The organism is Roseivivax sp. CAU 1761, from assembly GCF_054482755.1.
In genome coordinates this window covers 163,802-178,882 of the sequence record NZ_JBTLRM010000003.1, presented here as the reverse complement: position 1 = coordinate 178,882, position 15,081 = coordinate 163,802, and the positions used below count along the sequence as shown (strand labels likewise).

General features: G+C 72.7%; 15 protein-coding genes and 1 tRNA gene. 12 read left to right on the top strand and 4 right to left on the bottom strand.

The annotated features are described in order from the left end of the window. Positions 1-3,516, bottom strand: a 3,516-nt coding sequence (gene putA / locus ACXYMW_RS03805; protein ID WP_459033958.1) for a bifunctional proline dehydrogenase/L-glutamate gamma-semialdehyde dehydrogenase PutA, incomplete at its 3' end; no start/stop codon positions are given. A gap of 107 nt (positions 3,517-3,623) precedes the next feature. On the opposite strand from putA, the gene ACXYMW_RS03800 reads away from it, so the two are divergent. The 5 genes from ACXYMW_RS03800 to nagA all read left to right on the top strand — a co-directional run bounded on the left by ACXYMW_RS03800 (position 3,624) and on the right by nagA (position 6,865). After that, positions 3,624-4,100, top strand: a complete 477-nt coding sequence (locus tag ACXYMW_RS03800) for an Lrp/AsnC family transcriptional regulator (RefSeq protein ID WP_459033957.1) — start codon at positions 3,624-3,626, stop codon at positions 4,098-4,100. Between the two features lie 31 nt (positions 4,101-4,131). Continuing rightward, complete coding sequence (locus ACXYMW_RS03795) at positions 4,132-4,686, top strand: tetratricopeptide repeat protein (RefSeq protein ID WP_459033956.1); 555 nt, start codon at positions 4,132-4,134, stop codon at positions 4,684-4,686. Positions 4,687-4,739: 53 nt separating this feature from the next. Further along, positions 4,740-4,823: transfer RNA gene (locus tag ACXYMW_RS03790), tRNA-Leu, on the top strand. 42 nt (positions 4,824-4,865) lie between these two features. Further along, complete coding sequence (locus tag ACXYMW_RS03785; protein ID WP_459033955.1) at positions 4,866-5,717, top strand: glucosamine kinase nucleotide-binding domain-containing protein; 852 nt, start codon at positions 4,866-4,868, stop codon at positions 5,715-5,717. Next, entirely contained in the window at positions 5,714-6,865 is a 1,152-nt protein-coding gene (nagA, locus tag ACXYMW_RS03780; RefSeq protein WP_459033954.1) for an N-acetylglucosamine-6-phosphate deacetylase, read from the top strand. The genes ACXYMW_RS03785 and nagA overlap by 4 nt, the downstream gene beginning before the upstream one ends. A 70-nt stretch (positions 6,866-6,935) precedes the next feature. On the opposite strand, the gene irr is transcribed toward nagA, so the two are convergent. After that, the gene (gene irr, locus ACXYMW_RS03775; protein ID WP_459033970.1) at positions 6,936-7,352 is read right to left on the bottom strand and encodes a Fur family transcriptional regulator Irr; all 417 of its coding nucleotides are present in this window, start codon (positions 7,350-7,352) and stop codon (positions 6,936-6,938) included. Positions 7,353-7,522: 170 nt separating this feature from the next. On the opposite strand from irr, the gene fabA reads away from it, so the two are divergent. Continuing rightward, positions 7,523-8,044, top strand: a complete 522-nt coding sequence (gene fabA / locus ACXYMW_RS03770; protein ID WP_459033953.1) for a bifunctional 3-hydroxydecanoyl-ACP dehydratase/trans-2-decenoyl-ACP isomerase — start codon at positions 7,523-7,525, stop codon at positions 8,042-8,044. A gap of 71 nt (positions 8,045-8,115) precedes the next feature. On the opposite strand, the gene ACXYMW_RS03765 is transcribed toward fabA, so the two are convergent. Next, a complete protein-coding gene (locus tag ACXYMW_RS03765; RefSeq protein WP_459033952.1) occupies positions 8,116-8,481 on the bottom strand; it encodes a hypothetical protein in 366 nt (121 codons plus the stop codon). Positions 8,482-8,636: 155 nt separating this feature from the next. On the opposite strand from ACXYMW_RS03765, the gene fabB reads away from it, so the two are divergent. The 3 genes from fabB to ACXYMW_RS03750 all read left to right on the top strand — a co-directional run bounded on the left by fabB (position 8,637) and on the right by ACXYMW_RS03750 (position 11,687). After that, the gene (gene fabB, locus ACXYMW_RS03760; RefSeq protein WP_459033951.1) at positions 8,637-9,866 is read left to right on the top strand and encodes a beta-ketoacyl-ACP synthase I; all 1,230 of its coding nucleotides are present in this window, start codon (positions 8,637-8,639) and stop codon (positions 9,864-9,866) included. Positions 9,867-9,901: 35 nt separating this feature from the next. After that, complete coding sequence (locus tag ACXYMW_RS03755) at positions 9,902-10,690, top strand: enoyl-ACP reductase FabI (RefSeq protein ID WP_459033950.1); 789 nt, start codon at positions 9,902-9,904, stop codon at positions 10,688-10,690. A gap of 76 nt (positions 10,691-10,766) precedes the next feature. Continuing rightward, positions 10,767-11,687 carry a cation diffusion facilitator family transporter gene (locus ACXYMW_RS03750; protein WP_459033949.1) on the top strand — a complete coding sequence of 307 codons (921 nt, stop codon included), beginning with the start codon at positions 10,767-10,769 and terminating at the stop codon, positions 11,685-11,687. Between the two features lie 3 nt (positions 11,688-11,690). On the opposite strand, the gene ACXYMW_RS03745 is transcribed toward ACXYMW_RS03750, so the two are convergent. Beyond that, complete coding sequence (locus ACXYMW_RS03745) at positions 11,691-12,728, bottom strand: zinc ABC transporter substrate-binding protein (protein WP_459033948.1); 1,038 nt, start codon at positions 12,726-12,728, stop codon at positions 11,691-11,693. 178 nt (positions 12,729-12,906) lie between these two features. Here ACXYMW_RS03745 and ACXYMW_RS03740 point away from each other — a divergent pair, with 178 nt between their 5' ends. Genes ACXYMW_RS03740 through ACXYMW_RS03730 form a run of 3 tightly spaced genes read left to right on the top strand, consistent with a single transcriptional unit; the run spans position 12,907 to position 14,983 of the window. Beyond that, entirely contained in the window at positions 12,907-13,389 is a 483-nt protein-coding gene (locus ACXYMW_RS03740) for a Fur family transcriptional regulator (protein ID WP_459033947.1), read from the top strand. Next, on the top strand, positions 13,386-14,189 hold the full coding sequence (locus tag ACXYMW_RS03735; RefSeq protein ID WP_459033946.1) for a metal ABC transporter ATP-binding protein: 804 nt from the start codon (positions 13,386-13,388) through the stop codon (positions 14,187-14,189). The genes ACXYMW_RS03740 and ACXYMW_RS03735 overlap by 4 nt, the downstream gene beginning before the upstream one ends. After that, on the top strand, positions 14,186-14,983 hold the full coding sequence (locus ACXYMW_RS03730; RefSeq protein WP_459033945.1) for an iron chelate uptake ABC transporter family permease subunit: 798 nt from the start codon (positions 14,186-14,188) through the stop codon (positions 14,981-14,983). Before ACXYMW_RS03735 ends, ACXYMW_RS03730 begins: the two co-directional genes overlap by 4 nt. Positions 14,984-15,081 lie beyond the last annotated feature (98 nt).

Genomic DNA, 15,081 nt, shown 5'->3' with positions numbered 1-15,081 from the left:
CCCCCCCCCCCCCCTCCCCCCCCCCCCCCCCGGCACCCTCTCCCCCCCCCCCCCCCCCGCGCCGCTCAGCAACTTGGCGTTGCCGCCGGCGGCGGTGGTGTCGACGCAGACATGGCGCTCGAGCCGGGCATGGCCGCGGTCGGGCGCGCCGGTGACCAGCGGCCGGATCGGCCCGGGCCGCGCCGCCAGCGCCCGGCGCAGCGCCCGGGCGCGCTGCGCGTCGCCCCACCACAGCACCGCCGAGAAGCCGTCGAGCCCGGCCAGCGTTCCGGGCCGCACCCGGCCCTGCGCCACCACCGCGCTGCCGCCCAGGGCGCGGATCGCGCGGGCCTGCGCCGCGGCCGCGTCCGCGCCCGGGCCGAGGCAGAGCACCGGCGGCCGCGGCAGGGTGGTCAGGACGTTCGATTCGCCGGTCGGGCCGGGCAGTTCGGCGCGCTCCGGCGGGGCGCCGTCGGGCGCGGTGTAAAGCGCCTTGGCGAGCCGCTCGGCGGTGTCTTCGCCGTCCCAGTCCCCGTCCCGGGTCTCGGCGGCGCTGTCGGGCGCCGGATGCGCCCGGAAGCGGTCGACATAGAGCGGCCCGCCGGCCTTCGGCCCGGTACCCGACAGGCCCTCGCCGCCGAAGGGCTGGGAGCCCACGATGGCGCCGATCTGGTTGCGGTTGACGTAGACGTTGCCGGCCTCGACCGCCTCCGAGACGTGCTGCACGCGGTCGTCGATGCGGGTCATCAGGCCGAAGGTCAGGCCGTAGCCGCGGCCGTTCACCGCGTCGATCACCGCGTCGATCTCTTCGGCCCGGAAGGTCGCGACATGCAGCACCGGGCCGAAGACCTCGCGCTCCAGATCGGCGATGCCGGAGACCCGGATCAGCGCCGGGCCGACGAAATGCCCCTGCGCCGGGACCTCGATCCGCTTCAGCAGCCGTCCCTGCGCCGCGGCGGCATCGACATAGGCGGCGATCTGGTCGCGCGCCTCTTCATCTATCACCGGGCCGACATCGGTGGCGACCTCCCAGGGCCGGCCGATCGTCAGCGCCTCCATGGCGCCGGTCAGCATCTCGAGGAAATCCTCGGCGATGTCCTCCTGCACGTAGAGGCAGCGCAGCGCCGAGCAGCGCTGGCCCGCCGACTGGAAGGCCGATTCGACGATCGCCGCCACCGCCTGTTCGGGCAGCGCGGTGGAATCGACGATCATCGCGTTGAGCCCGCCGGTCTCGGCGATCAGCGGCGCGCCCGGGGCGAGCGCCTCGGCCATGGCGCGGTGGATCGTCTGCGCGGTCTCGGTGGAGCCGGTGAAGGCGACGCCGCCGATGCGCGGATCGGAGGTCAGCGCCGCGCCGACCGCGCCGGCGCCGGGCAGCAGCTGCAGGGCGCTGCGCGGCACGCCGGCCTCGTGCAAAAGCTGGGTCGCGCGGTGGGCGATCAGCGGCGTCTGCTCGGCCGGCTTGGCCAGCACCGCGTTGCCCGCGGCCAGCGCCGCGGCGATCTGCCCGGTGAAGATCGCCAGCGGGAAATTCCACGGCGAGATGCAGGCGAAGGCGCCCACCGGGGCCAGCTCGCTCTCGGCCCGAGCGGCGTAGTAGCGCAGGAAGTCCACCGCCTCGCGCAGTTCGGCCACGGCGTCGAGCAGCGACTTGCCGGCCTCGCGGTGCAGGATCGCGAAGAGCTCGCCGTACTGCGCCTCGTAGAGATCGGCGGCGCGGTTCAGCACCGCGGCGCGCTCGGCGGCCGGGGCCTGCCAAGGCCGGGCGGCAGCGGCGGCGGCGGTCACCGTCTCGGGCGCGGTCCAGCGCACCTGGCCCACGATGTCCGCGGGATCGGCGGGGTTGGGGCAGGGCACCGGTTCGCCCTCCGCCGCCAGCACGGCCTCCGGGGCGAGGATCGGCTCGGCCTGCCAGCGATGCCCGGCAAAGGCGCCGCGGGCGGCCTCGATCTCGGCCCGGGTGGGGCGGTCGCGGATGTCCCAGCCGCGCGAATTGCGCCGCTCCGGCGCGAAGAGCTCGGGACCGGTGGGCAGGCCGGGGTCGCGCACCGCCTCGAAGGGATCCTCGGCCACCTTCTCGGGCGGCACGCTCTCGTCGACGATGCGGTTGACGAAGGAGGAATTGGCGCCGTTCTCGAGCAGCCGCCGGACCAGATAGGCCAGCAGGTCGCGATGCGCGCCGACCGGCGCGTAGATGCGGCAGCGCACGTCGTCCTGGCGCATCAGGATGTCGTAGAGCGCCTCGCCCATGCCGTGCAGGCGCTGGAACTCCCAGGCGGCCCGCGGCACCTGCATCTCGTCCGCCATCTGCAGCACCGCGGCGCAGCTATGGGCGTTGTGGGTGGCGAATTGCGGGTAGATGCGGTCGGTCATGCCGAGCAGCTTGCGCGCGCAGGCGAGATACGAGATGTCGGTCGCCGCCTTCGAGGTGAAGACCGGGAAGCCGTCGACCCCGGCGACCTGGGCGCGCTTGATCTCGGTGTCCCAGTAGGCGCCCTTGACCAGCCGCACCATGATCCGCCGGTCGAGCCGGGCGGCCAGGTCGTGCAGCCAGTCGAGCACCGGGCCGGCGCGCTTGCCGTAGGCCTGCACCACCACGCCGAAGCCGTCCCAGCCCTTCAGCGCGGGCTCCGACAGCACCTCCTCGATGACGTCGAGCGAGATCGCCAGCCGGTCCGCCTCCTCGGCGTCGATGTTGAGCCCGATGCCGGCCGAGCGGGCGAGCTGGCAGAGCGTGCGGAGCCGTGGCACCACGCTGTCCATCACGGTGACGCGCTGCAACTCGTCGTAGCGCGGCGACAGCGCCGAGAGCTTGACCGAGATGCCGGGATTGTCGCGGATGTCCTTCGACGTCGCCGCCGCCGAGATGGCGTTGATGGCGCGCGAATAGGACAGGTGGTAGCGCCGGGCATCGGCCTCGGTGCGGGCCGCCTCGCCCAGCATGTCGTAGGAATAGGTGTAGCCCTTCTCCTCCATCCACGCGGCGCGCCTCATCGCCGCCTCGATGGTCTCGCCCAGCACGAATTGCTGGCCCATCACCCGCATGGCCTGGCCCACGGCGCGGCGGATCACCGGCTCGCCCAGCCGCTTCAGGGCGCCGCGCAGATGCGCCACCGGCCCCGGTTCGCGGTCCTTCAGCACCGAGCCCGTCAGCATCAGCGCCCAGGTCGAGGCATTGACCAGCGACGAGGTCGAATGGCCCATATGCTTGCCCCAGTCCGACGGCGCGATCTTGTCCTCGATCAGCGCGTCGATGGTTTCCGCGTCGGGCACCCTGAGCAGCGCCTCGGCGAGGCACATCAGGGCGATGCCCTCGTCGGTGGAGAGGCCGTATTCCGCGAGGAAGCTTTCCATCAGCCCGGGCCTTGCATGGCCGCGGATGTCGCGCACCAGCGCCGCCGCGCGCTCCGCGATGGTCTGCCGTTGGGCCGGGTCGAGCCGGGTCTCCTCGCGCAGCCGCGCGACGATCGGCGCCTCCGCCGCGTAGCTCAGCGGGTCGATGGTGTCGCGCGGGCCGGGGGCGGCGTCTCTGGGCATGTCGTTCCTCCGATCCTTTTTTGCTAGATTAGCAGCGTATCGGAAGTATGTTTTCCTTAAGAGTTGCAATCGGGCGGGCGTTTCGCCCGAATTGAAAGGTCATTCTGATGCAAACAGACGCACTCGATCTGGACCGTTTCGACCAGGCCATCCTGACCCATCTGGCCGAGGACGGCCGCATCTCGGTGACCGAATTGTCGCGCCGCATCGGGCTGTCGAAATCCCCCACCCAGGCGCGGCTGCGGCGGCTCGAGGAGGTCGGGGCGATCCGCGGCTACCGCGCCATCCTCGACCCGATCCGGCTGGGTCTCGACCACGTGGCCTTCGTCGAGGTGCGGCTCTCCGACACCCGCGAGGCGGCGCTGGCGGCCTTCAACGCCGCCGTGGCGCGCATCGCCGAGATCGAGCAGGCGCATCTCATCGCCGGCAATTTCGACTACCTGCTGAAGGTCCGCACCCGCGACATGCGCAGCTACCGGCGGGTCCTGGCGGAGAAGATCTCGACCTTGCCGCACATCGCCGCGACCTCGACCTACGTCGCCATGCAGGCGGTCAAGGAGGACGGTCTCGCCGACGTGACTTGACCCTCGGGGCGGCGCCCCGGAGCATCGGGGGATGTATCGCCCCGTCGTCGCCTGCCTGTGCGCCGCGGCGCTTTTCGGCGCCGGGCCCGCGTCGGCGGAGTGCCCGCCGGCCCCGGATCACCGGGCGGCGCTCGACGCGCTCTTCGCCGAGGCCCGCGCGGCGCCCAGCGAGGCGGCCGGGCGCGCCCTGATGGCGCGCATGTGGCGGTTCTGGGCCGACGCCCCGGACGAGGTCGCCCAGACCCTTCTCGACCGCGGCGTGCAGGCGCGCGAGGCCTACGACCTCCTGGCGGCGCGGGACGCCTTCGACCGGCTGGTGGCGTATTGCCCGGATTACGCCGAGGGCTACAACCAGCGCGCCTTCGTGACCTTCCTGCAGCAGGATTACGCCGCCGTGCTGCCCGATCTCGAGGCCGCGCTGGCGCGCAATCCGCGCCACGTTCCGGCGCTGGCCGGCAAGGCGGTGACGCTGATGGCGCTGGGCCGCCTCGACGAGGCCCAGGCGAGCCTCCGCGCGGCGCTGGCGCTCAATCCCTGGATCACCGAACGCCACCTCCTGGTGCCGCCCGCGGGCACCGATCTCTGACCCCGCGGGACGCCTTTTCCCCGCCGCGGCGCTCGGCTAGGGTCCGCCGGCGGGCCCGCGTGGTGGAATGGTAGACACAGGGGACTTAAAATCCCTAGCCGCACGGCGTGCCGGTTCGAGTCCGGCCGCGGGCACCACAGAGCATGGCGGCGCGCGCGGCGCCGGCGGGAGGCTGCGGCATGACGGGCATCATCGCGGTGGATGGCGGGGGCAGCAGCTGCCGGTTCCTCTGGGCCGACGGCGGGACGCGGCGCCTGGTGACGCTGGGCCCGGCCAATGTCTCGACCGATTTCGACGCCGCGCTGGCGGTGCTCCGCGACGGCTTCGACCGGCTGGCGGGCGAGGTCGGCCGCGACCTACGGGGCGCTCCGGCCTGCCTCGCCCTGGCGGGGGTGATCGACGCGGAGATCGCGGCGCGGGTGCGGCGCGCCCTGCCGCTGGCGCGCGCGGTGGTGGAGGAGGACTGGCAGGCGGCGCTGGCCGGGGCGCTCGGCGGGGCGCGCGGCGCGGTGGCCGGCATCGGCACCGGCTCCTTTCTGGCGCGACAGGGGCCCGGCGGCGCCCGCGCGCTGGGCGGGCACGGCCTGATCCTCGGCGACGAGGCCTCGGGCGGCTGGCTCGGCCGGCAGGCGCTGGCCCGCGCTTTGCACGCCGCCGAGGGGCTGGCGCCCGAGACCGACCTCACCCGCGCGCTCCTGGCCGAACGCGGCGGGGTCTCGGGCATCGTGGCCTTCGCCGCCGCGGCGGGGCCGGCCGATTTCGCCCGCCTGGCCCCCGGGATCGTCGCCGCCGCGGCTGCAGGAGACGCCGCGGCGCGGGCGCTGATGCAGGAGGGCGCGGCCTATCTGGAGCGCGGGCTGGCGGCTTTGGGCTGGACGGGGACGGAGCCGCTCTGCCTCTTGGGCGGGCTCGGCCCGACCTACCGGGACTGGCTTTCGGAGGCGGCGCGGGCGGCGCTGATCGCGCCCCGGGGCAGCGCGCTCGACGGCGCCGAGGCGCGGGCCCGCCGGTTCGCGGAGCTTCCGGCGTGACCCGGACGATCCTGGCCGGGGCGCGCGTCTTCGACGGGGCGCGCCTGCTCGACGGCTTCGGGCTGGTGATCGAGGACGGGCGCGTCGCCGGCCTGTCGGAGATCGGGCCGCGCCGCGGGGCCGGCCTTGTCGAGCTGGACGGCGGCATCCTCGCGCCCGGGCTCGTCGACCTGCAGGTCAATGGCGGCGGCGGGGCGCTGTTCAATGCCGCGCCGACGCTCGAGACGCTGCGCCAGATGGCGCGGGCGCATGCCGGGCTCGGCGCCACCGCGCTGCTTCCGACCCTGATCACCGACCGCCCGGAGCGCGGCGCCGAGGCGATCGCGGCGGTGCGGGAGGCCGTGGCCCGCGGCGTGCCGGGGATCGCCGGGCTGCATCTCGAGGGGCCGCACCTCGCGCCGTCGCGCAAGGGGGCGCATGACGCGGGCCTGATCCGCCCGATGACGGCGGAGGATCTGGAGCGGCTCTGCGCCGCCGCCGCGGAACTGCCGAGCCTGCTCGTCACCCTGGCGCCCGAGGCCGCGACGCCGGAGCAGATCGCCGCCCTGGTCGGGGCCGGGGCGGTGGTCTCGCTGGGCCACAGCGATTGCAGCGCCGGCGAGGCCGCCGCGGCCGGCGCCGCCGGGGCCACGATGGTCACCCATCTCTACAACGCCATGAGCCCGCTCGGGCACCGCGCGCCGGGGCTCGTCGGCGCGGCCCTGGCCGAGCCGGCGCTCTGGGCCGGGATCATCGCCGACGGGGTGCATGTGGACCCGGCGGCGCTGCGGGTGGCGCGGCTGGCCAAGCCCGATCGGCTGTTCCTGGTCAGCGACGCCATGGCGCCGGCGGGGACAAGCGATGCCGGCTTTACCCTGAACGGGCGGGCGGTGCTGCGCCGAGCCGGGCGGCTGACGCTGGCCGACGGCACCCTGGCCGGGGCCGATCTCGACCTGCCGCGGGCGATGCGGGTGATGCGCGCCGCCGGGGCCGGGCTGGAGGAGGCGCTGGCCATGGCCACCTCGCGGCCCGCCGCGGCCATCGGGCGGCGCGATCTCGGGCTGCTGCGGCCCGGGGCGCGGGCCGATCTGTGCCACTTCTCGGAGGGGCTGGAGCTCTGCGCGGTCTGGCAGGGCGGGCGCAGAATGCCGCTCGCGCCGACGCCCTGAGCCGGTCAGCCGTCCGGCAGCGCCGTGGAGCCGGGGCGGAGCCTGCCGCGGTGCCGGGGCGGGGGGCGCCTCAGCGCCGGCGCAGGCGGATCACCACGTCGACGCTGGCGATCTCGGCGCCCTCGGGCGGGTCCGGCAGGCGCAGGATCTCGAGCTGGTCGGCCGGCGCGTCGGTGAGCCGGGAATCGTCTTCCCAGTAGAAATGCGGGTGGTCGTGGGTCTTGGTGTCGAAGTAGCTCTTCGAGCCGTCCACCGTCACTTCCTGCATCAGCCCGGCCTCGCAGAAGGCGCGCAGGGTGTTGTAGACGGTCGCCAGCGACACCTTCTCGCCGCGCGACTTGGCGGCGGCAAAGAGACTTTCCGCGGTGACGTGGCGATCCTCGCCGTCGCCGACCAGAAGCGCCGCCAGCGCCACGCGCTGCCGCGTCGGGCGCAGCCCGGCCTTGCTGAGCCATCGGGTGCCGCGATCGGTCGCTTCCGGGTGCATGCGTGCCTGCTGATCCATCTCAGCGCCAATATAGGGGTCGGAGGCCTACGATTTCAAACGAATATGCGGCTCTGCGGCATTCCGGCCGCGCTCCGGGGCAGGCTTGCCAGCGGCGAAGCGCCGATGATAGACGGGGCGGACCCGAAATTACCGAAGCGAGGCGCCGGCGCATGGCCGAAGACACGACCAGCTATCCCACCAGCTTCGACAAGGACGACCTGCTGAAATGCGCCCGGGGCGAGCTGTTCGGGCCCGGCAACGCGCAGCTGCCCGAGCCGCCGATGCTGATGATGGACCGCATCACCGACATCTCGGGCGATGGCGGCGCGCATGGCAAGGGCCATGTGCGGGCGGAATTCGACATCACCCCGGACCTGTGGTTCTTCGAATGCCACTTCCCCGGCAACCCGATCATGCCCGGCTGTCTCGGGCTCGACGGGCTCTGGCAGCTCACCGGGTTCAACCTCGGCTGGCGCAGCTGGAAGGGCCGCGGCTATGCCCTGGGCGTCGGCGAGGTGAAGCTCACCGGCATGGTGCGCCCGGACCGCAAGATGCTGACCTACAAGGTGGATTTCACCAAGGCTGTGCAGACGCGGCGGCTCACCATGGGGGTCGCGGACGGCATCGTCGAGGCCGATGGCGAGGTCATCTACCAGGTCAAGGACATGAAGGTCGCGCTGTCCGAAAGCTGACGGCGCGGCCCCGGCAGGGGGCACTCCGGGAACGGGGTCGCGGCCCCGCCGACCGGCCCGGCGCACCGGTCTCAGAGCGCCAAGGCGATCAGCAGGGCCAGCCCGACCGCGCCCACGAGCGCTGCGGAGGTCGTCCGCAATCGCCCGATATCGCGGCGTTCGAGGCCGCGGCCGTAATGCGAGCCGCGGGTGATCGGGTCGAGATCCTTCACCAGGTTCTGCAGATCGGTCAGCGCCGCCGAGCCGGCGAGGATGCCGTAGCCGCTCACCGCGAGGGTCAGCACCGCCAGGGCGAACCCGTCCGCAGCGCCGAAGCCGGCCAGCGTGGCGAGGCCCAGAAAGCCCAGGATCGTGGTCTGCATGATGGCGTAGTAATGCGTCAGCCGGCCCAGCACGAGATGGGTGCGGATCTGCGGATCGAGGCCCTGCGGCTCCATGCGGTGTCTCCGGAAATGACTTGCTGAAAAGGTCTTGCGGGCGAGGCTAGCAGCCGGCCCGGGCCCGGTAAAGCGCCGCGCCGTCGGGCCATATCCTCTTGTGTGGCTGCGCCAGCTTGCTTAGGTAGCCCCGGGCAGCAACGAAGGGAGCGTTCATGCGCCGCGTGGTGGTTACCGGTCTGGGGATCGTGTCTTCGATCGGCAACGATGCCGAGGAGGTCCGCACCTCGCTGAAAGCGGGCAAGTCGGGCATCCGGGCCAACGAGGAAATGGCCGAGCACGGCTTCCGCAGCCGGGTTGCCGGCGACATCAAGCTCGACATCAAGGACCATGTCGAGAAGCGCACCCTGCGCTTCATGGGGCCGGGGGCGGCCTACGCGCATATCGCCATGAGCCAGGCGATCGCCGATGCCGGGCTGACCGAGGCCGACATCTCGGCCGAGTCGACCGGCCTGATCGCCGGGTCCGGCGGGCCCTCGACCAGCGCCATGTTCGCCGCCCACCAGACCGTGCTGAAATCCGGCGCGCCCAAGCGCATCGGCCCCACCGCGGTGCCGAAATGCATGTCCTCGACGATCTCGGCCAACCTGTCGACGGCGTTCAGGATCAAGGGCATCAACTACTCGATCACCTCGGCCTGCTCGACCTCGCTGCACTGCATCGGCAATGCCGCCGAGCAGATCATGCTGGGCAAGCAGGACCTGATGTTCGCCGGCGGCGGCGAGGAGCTGGACTGGACCCTGTCCTGCCTGTTCGACGCCATGGGGGCGATGTCGTCCAAGTACAACGACACCCCGGAGCGCGCGAGCCGCGCCTTCGATGCCGACCGCGACGGCTTCGTGATCGGCGGCGGCGGCGGCATGCTCGTGCTCGAGGATCTGGAGCGGGCGAAGGCCCGCGGCGCCAAGATCTACGCCGAGATCACCGGCTACGGCGCCACCTCGGACGGCCACGACATGGTCGCGCCCTCGGGCGAGGGCGGCGAGCGCGCGATGCGGCTGGCGCTGAAGACGCTGCCCGGCGACCGTAAGGTCGGCTACATCAACGCCCACGGCACCTCGACCCCGGTGGGCGACGTGGGCGAGATCGAGGCGGTGCGCCGGGTCTTCGGCGAGGGCGCGACGCCGCCGGTCTCCTCGACCAAGTCGATGACCGGCCACAGCCAGGGCGCCACCGGCGCGCAGGAGGCGGTCTATTGCCTGCTGATGCTGCAGGACGATTTCATCGCGCCCTCGATCAACGTGGAGACGCTGGACCCGGCGCTGAACCCGGCCGAGATCGCCACCTCCCGCGTCGACGCGGCCGGGCTCGACACGGTGATGACCAATTCCTTCGGCTTCGGCGGCACCAACGGCTCGATGCTGCTCAGCCGCTACCGCGACTGACCGGGCGCCCTTTCACCAGAAAAACGGATAGATCGATGGGACAATTGACGGGCAAGCGCGGCTTGGTGATGGGCGTCGCCAACGAGAGGTCGATCGCCTGGGGTATCGCGCGGGCGCTGCACGGCGCCGGTGCCGAGCTTGCCTTCACCCATCAGGGCCCGGCCTTCGGCGCGCGGCTGGCGCCCTTGGCGGCGCAGGTCGGATCGGACCTGCTGTTCGACGTCGATGTCTGCGACGACGCCTCGCTCGACGCCGCCTTCGCGGCGCTGGGCGAACGCTGGGACCGCCTCGATTTCCTGGTCCATGCCATCGCCTATTCGGACAAGTCCGAACTGACCGGGCGCTTCATCAACACCAGCCGGGCGAACTTCAAGCATTCGCTGGAGATCTCCTGCTACTCCTTCATCGAGGTGGCGCGCCGGGCGCATCCGCTGATGGTCGAGAATGGCGGTACGATGCTGACCCTGACCTACCAGGGCTCCAACAAGGTGGTGCCGAACTACAATGTCATGGGGGTCGCCAAGGCGGCGCTGGAATCGGCCACCCGCTACCTCGCCAACGATCTCGGCCCGGACGGCATCCGGGTGAACGCGATCTCGCCGGGGCCGATGAAGACGCTGGCCGGGGCGGCGATCGGCGGGGCCCGCAAGAGCTTCAAGCACACCGAGGCCAACGCGCCGCTGCGCAACAACGCCACGCTCGAGGCGGTGGGGGGCACCGCGCTCTGGCTGGTCTCGGATGCCGGCGCCTGCACCACCGGCGAGGTGATCTGCGTCGATGGCGGCTACCACGTCCTCGGCATGCCGCAATACGAGAACCTCTGAGCGCCGCCGCCGGGCTTGACGGCGCCGCCCGCCCGGTCATCGTGATCCCGGCCCCGCGGGGCCGGGAGGATGCGCCATGCCCCACGATCACGGCCTCGACCCCGAAAGCGGCGACCGCCGGGTCACGGTGGCGATCTGGGCCAATGCCCTCCTGACCGTGGCGCAGATCGCCGGCGGCCTGCTGTCGGGCAGCCTCGCCCTGATCGCCGATGCGCTGCACAACCTGTCGGACATGGCCTCGCTGGTCATCGCCTTCACCGCCCGCAAGGTGGCGCGGCGCCCGGCGGATGCGCGCATGACCTTCGGCTATGGCCGCATCGAGGTCGTCGCGGCGCTGGTCAATTACGTCACCCTGGTGCTGGTCGGGGTCTACCTGATCTACGAGGGCATCCTGCGGCTCCTCGATCCGCCCGCGGTGGCGGGTTGGGTGGTGGTGGCGCTCGGCGCGGTGGCGCTGGCGGTGGACGGGTTCACCGCGGCCCTGACCTATTCGATGCAGAAGGGCAGCCTGAACATCCGCGCGCTGTTCCTGCACAACCTCGCGGACGCGCTGGCCTCGCTGGCGGTGGTGGGCGGCGGCGTGCTGATCCTGCTCTACGACTGGCGGCTGGTGGACCCCGTGGTGACGCTTGGCATCGCGCTCTACATCCTGTGGCTGGCGCTGCGCGAGATCGGCGCCCCGATCCGGACGCTGATGCTGGGCAGCCCGCCGGACATCGACACCGACGCGCTGATCGCCGGCCTCGGGGCGGTGGACGGGGTGGCGGAGCTGCACCACGTCCATCTGTGGGAAATGCAGGAACACGAGGCGGCGCTCGATTGCCACGTGGTCCTCGACGCCGCCGCCTGGCCGCGTTTCGAGGCGGTGAAGGCGGAGATCAAGGCGCGGCTGGCCGCCGAGTTCGGCATCCACCATTCGACGCTGGAATTCGAGCGCGCCGAGGCCGCGCCGGCCGCCGCGGCGCGCTTCGGCCGGGGCGGCTGCGGCGCGGGCTGAGGCTCAGAGGCACTCGGCGATCTTCGCCGCCACGCCGCGCAGGAGATCGCGGTAGAGCTCGGGGCCCGGGGTCAGGCCGCCGCCCGCCGGGTCGATGATCGCGATCTCAACCGGCGCGCCGGCGAACACCGTCTCGACGAGGCCGGACTTGAATTGCGGTTCGGCCAGCACGCAGGCCGCCCCCGAAGATGCGGCGGCGTCGCGGATCGCGGCCAGCCGCGCCGGGCTCGGGTCGCTGGCATCGGCGAAGGCGATGGCGCCGGCCGCCGGCAGGTCGAAGCGGCGCTCGAAATACTGGAAGGCGTCGTGGAAGACCAGGAAGGGCCGGTTGCGCAGCGGCGCCAGGCTGGCCTCGATCTCGGCCCGGGCGGCGTCGATCTCGGCCTTTCCGGCCGCGGCATTGGCGCGGTAGGCCTCGGCGTTTTCGGGGTCGATCCGCGCCAGGTCGTCGGCGATCAGGTCGAGCCAGGCCTTGCCGTTCTCCGGGTCGAGCCAGGCATGCGGATCGCCGCCGGCGCCATGCGCGTGGCCGTGGTCCTCGTGCCCGTGCTCCTCGTGCCCGTGCTCCTCGTGCCCGTGGTCGTCCTGCCCGTGGTCCGCGTCTTCGTGCTCCCCGTGCGCCGCGTGGTTCTCCGCGTCCTCGGCGTGGTTGTGTCCGTCATCCTGCGCCTCCGCGGGGGTGCCTTCGTCCTGGCCGTCGCCATGGTCTTCCGCGTCTCCCCCTGCGCCGGTTTCCGGCTGCGACGCCGCCTCGATCCGGAAGACCGCATCCTCGCGGTAGTCCAGGCGGAGCGTCGTCTCGGCCGAGAGCAGCGCCCGGCGCGCCGCCTCGGGGGACAGGGTGTCGATGGCTTCGGCCAGCCACGGCGTCAGGTCGGGGCCGACCCAGAACACCGCGTCGGCCTGCTGGAGCGCCCGCGCCTCGGAGGGGCGCAGCGCGTGGTGATGCGCCGAGGCGTCGCTCGGCAGCACCATCTCGGGCGTGCCGACCCCCTGCATCACCCGTGCCGCGAGGCTGTGCACGGGCGCGATGTCGGTCACCACACGGGGCGCCTCGGCCTCTGCGGCCGTGGCGAGCGGGAGACCGATCCCGAGGGTGAGCGCGGCGAGGGGACGAATGGAGAGCATGGCGGGACCTGTTATGACATAACGTTCGACAATGGGATCTAGGTGAAATAACATAACAGAGCAATTGTCTTTCGCTCGAGGGAGCCCGGGAATGTCGCGACAGGCGTTTCGTGCCCATGATCACCACGACTGCATCGAAGGCGGGCTCACCGCGGTGGAGCAGCGCTGCGCCGAGGCGGGGCTGCAACTGACCGCGGTGCGCCGGCGGGTGCTGGAAATGCTGCTGGCCGAGCACAAGGCCATGGGGGCCTACGAGATCCTCGACCGGCTGCGCGACGAGGGGCTGGGCTCGCAGCCGCCGGTGGCCTACCGGGCACTGGATTTCCTCGTCAGCAACGGCTTCGCCCACCGCATCGAACGGCTCAACGCCTTCGTGGCCTGCACCCGCGGCACCGCCGGCCACGCGCCGGCCTTCCTGATCTGCCGCACCTGCCGCCGCGTGGTGGAGGCCGATTCGGACCCGCAGGCGGGCGAACTGGGACGCGCCGCGGCGGCCACCGGCTTTGCCATCGAGGCCGCGGTGCGCGAGGCGGTGGGGCTCTGCCCCGACTGCGCGCATCAGGACGCGGCATGACCGCGCCGCTGATCGAGGCCAGCGGGCTGACCGTGCGCCATGGCGGCGCGCCGGCGCTCGCGGGCGTGGATTTCCACGTCGATCCGGGCGAGATCGTCACCATTGTGGGCCCCAACGGCTCCGGCAAGTCGACGCTGATCCGGACCCTGCTGGGCGGCATCCGCCCGACGGAAGGGCGGGTGCGCCGGCGCCCCGGGCTGCGGCTGGGCTACGTGCCGCAGCGGCTGGTGCTCGACCCGACCCTGCCGATCACCGTGACGCGGTTCTTGGGCCTGCCGCGCCGCGTCGCGCGGGCGGAGGCCGAGGCCGCCCTGGCCCGGGCCGGGGTGCCCGATCTCGGCCGCCAGCAGATGGCGGGGCTCTCGGGCGGGCAGTTCCAGCGCGTGCTGCTGGCCCGCGCGCTGCTGGAGCGGCCCGACCTGCTGATCCTCGACGAGGCGACGGCGGGGCTCGACCAGCCCGGCGCCGCCGCCTTCTACCGCCGCATCGAGGAGGTCCGGGCCGAGACCGGCTGCGCGGTGCTGATGGTGAGCCACGACCTGCACGTGGTGATGAGCGCCTCGGACCGGGTGGTCTGCCTCAACGGCCATGTCTGCTGCGAGGGCACGCCCGAGGTGGTCTCCGAGGCGCCGGATTACCGCCGGCTCTTCGGCGCCGGCACCCAGGGCACGCTGGCGCTCTACCGCCACAGCCACGACCACAGCCACGATCACGGAGATGGCCACGGAGACGGCCACGACCACGGGCCCGGCTGCGGCCATGATCACGGCGCTGCCCGGCAGGAGCGCGAACCGGCATGATCCTCGACGATTTCATGATCCGCGCCGCGTTGGCCGGGATCGGCACGGCGCTGGCCGCGGCGCCGCTGGGCTGCTTCGTGGTCTGGCGCCGCATGGCCTATTTCGGCGATGCCACGGCGCATGCGGCGATCCTCGGCGTGGCGCTGTCGCTGGCGCTGGCGCTGCCGGTCTTTGCCGGGGCGCTGCTGGTGGCGCTGGTGATGGCGGCGGCGGTGACGCTGCTCACCGGGCGCGGCTACGCCATGGACACGCTGCTGGGCGTGATGGCGCATTCGGCGCTGGCCTTCGGGCTGGTCTCGGTGTCCTTCCTGTCCGGCGTGCGCATCGACCTCATGGCCTATCTCTTCGGCGACATCCTGTCGGTCTCGCAGGCCGATCTCGGGGTGATCTGGGGCGGCGCGGCGCTGGTCCTGGGGCTCGTGGCCTGGCGCTGGTCGGCGCTGCTCACCGCGACGCTGAACCCCGACCTGGCCCGCGCCGCCGGCATCGATCCGCGGCGCGAGGAACTGGTCCTGACCCTGGCGCTGGCGGTGGTGGTGGCGGTGGCGATCAAGGTGGTCGGCGTGCTGCTGATCACCGCCCTGCTGATCGTCCCGGCGGCGGCGGCGCGGCCCTTCGCCCGCAACCCCGAGGCGATGGCGGTGCTGGCGGCGCTGACCGGGGCGGCCGCCGCCGCCGTCGGATTGCGCCTGTCCTTCGCCTATGACACCCCGACCGGGCCGACCATCGTCTGCACCCTCGCGGCGATCTTCGCGGTCTCGGCCTCGCTCTCCGGTCTGGTCCGGAGCCGCTGAGCCGCCGCGGGCGCCGCGCGGGCGGGACAATGGCGGCTGGACAGGGCGGGCGCGATCGTGTCGCCTCGCCCGAGGTGAGGCAACAGGAGGCGACGGGC

Excerpts from the sequence above, each read along its gene's own strand:
- ACXYMW_RS03765 (WP_459033952.1), bottom strand. The coding sequence starts at position 8,481 with ATGGAGCCGCAGGGCCTCGATCCGCAGATCCGCACCCATCTCGTGCTG.
- ACXYMW_RS03800 (WP_459033957.1), top strand. The coding sequence starts at position 3,624 with ATGCAAACAGACGCACTCGATCTGGACCGTTTCGACCAGGCCATCCTG.
- fabA (WP_459033953.1), top strand. The coding sequence starts at position 7,523 with ATGGCCGAAGACACGACCAGCTATCCCACCAGCTTCGACAAGGACGAC.
- ACXYMW_RS03785 (WP_459033955.1), top strand. The coding sequence starts at position 4,866 with ATGACGGGCATCATCGCGGTGGATGGCGGGGGCAGCAGCTGCCGGTTC.
- ACXYMW_RS03750 (WP_459033949.1), top strand. The coding sequence starts at position 10,767 with ATGCCCCACGATCACGGCCTCGACCCCGAAAGCGGCGACCGCCGGGTC.
- ACXYMW_RS03735 (WP_459033946.1), top strand. The coding sequence starts at position 13,386 with ATGACCGCGCCGCTGATCGAGGCCAGCGGGCTGACCGTGCGCCATGGC.
- ACXYMW_RS03730 (WP_459033945.1), top strand. The coding sequence starts at position 14,186 with ATGATCCTCGACGATTTCATGATCCGCGCCGCGTTGGCCGGGATCGGC.
- ACXYMW_RS03755 (WP_459033950.1), top strand. The coding sequence starts at position 9,902 with ATGGGACAATTGACGGGCAAGCGCGGCTTGGTGATGGGCGTCGCCAAC.
- ACXYMW_RS03740 (WP_459033947.1), top strand. The coding sequence starts at position 12,907 with ATGTCGCGACAGGCGTTTCGTGCCCATGATCACCACGACTGCATCGAA.
- fabB (WP_459033951.1), top strand. The coding sequence starts at position 8,637 with ATGCGCCGCGTGGTGGTTACCGGTCTGGGGATCGTGTCTTCGATCGGC.
- irr (WP_459033970.1), bottom strand. The coding sequence starts at position 7,352 with ATGCACCCGGAAGCGACCGATCGCGGCACCCGATGGCTCAGCAAGGCC.
- ACXYMW_RS03795 (WP_459033956.1), top strand. The coding sequence starts at position 4,132 with ATGTATCGCCCCGTCGTCGCCTGCCTGTGCGCCGCGGCGCTTTTCGGC.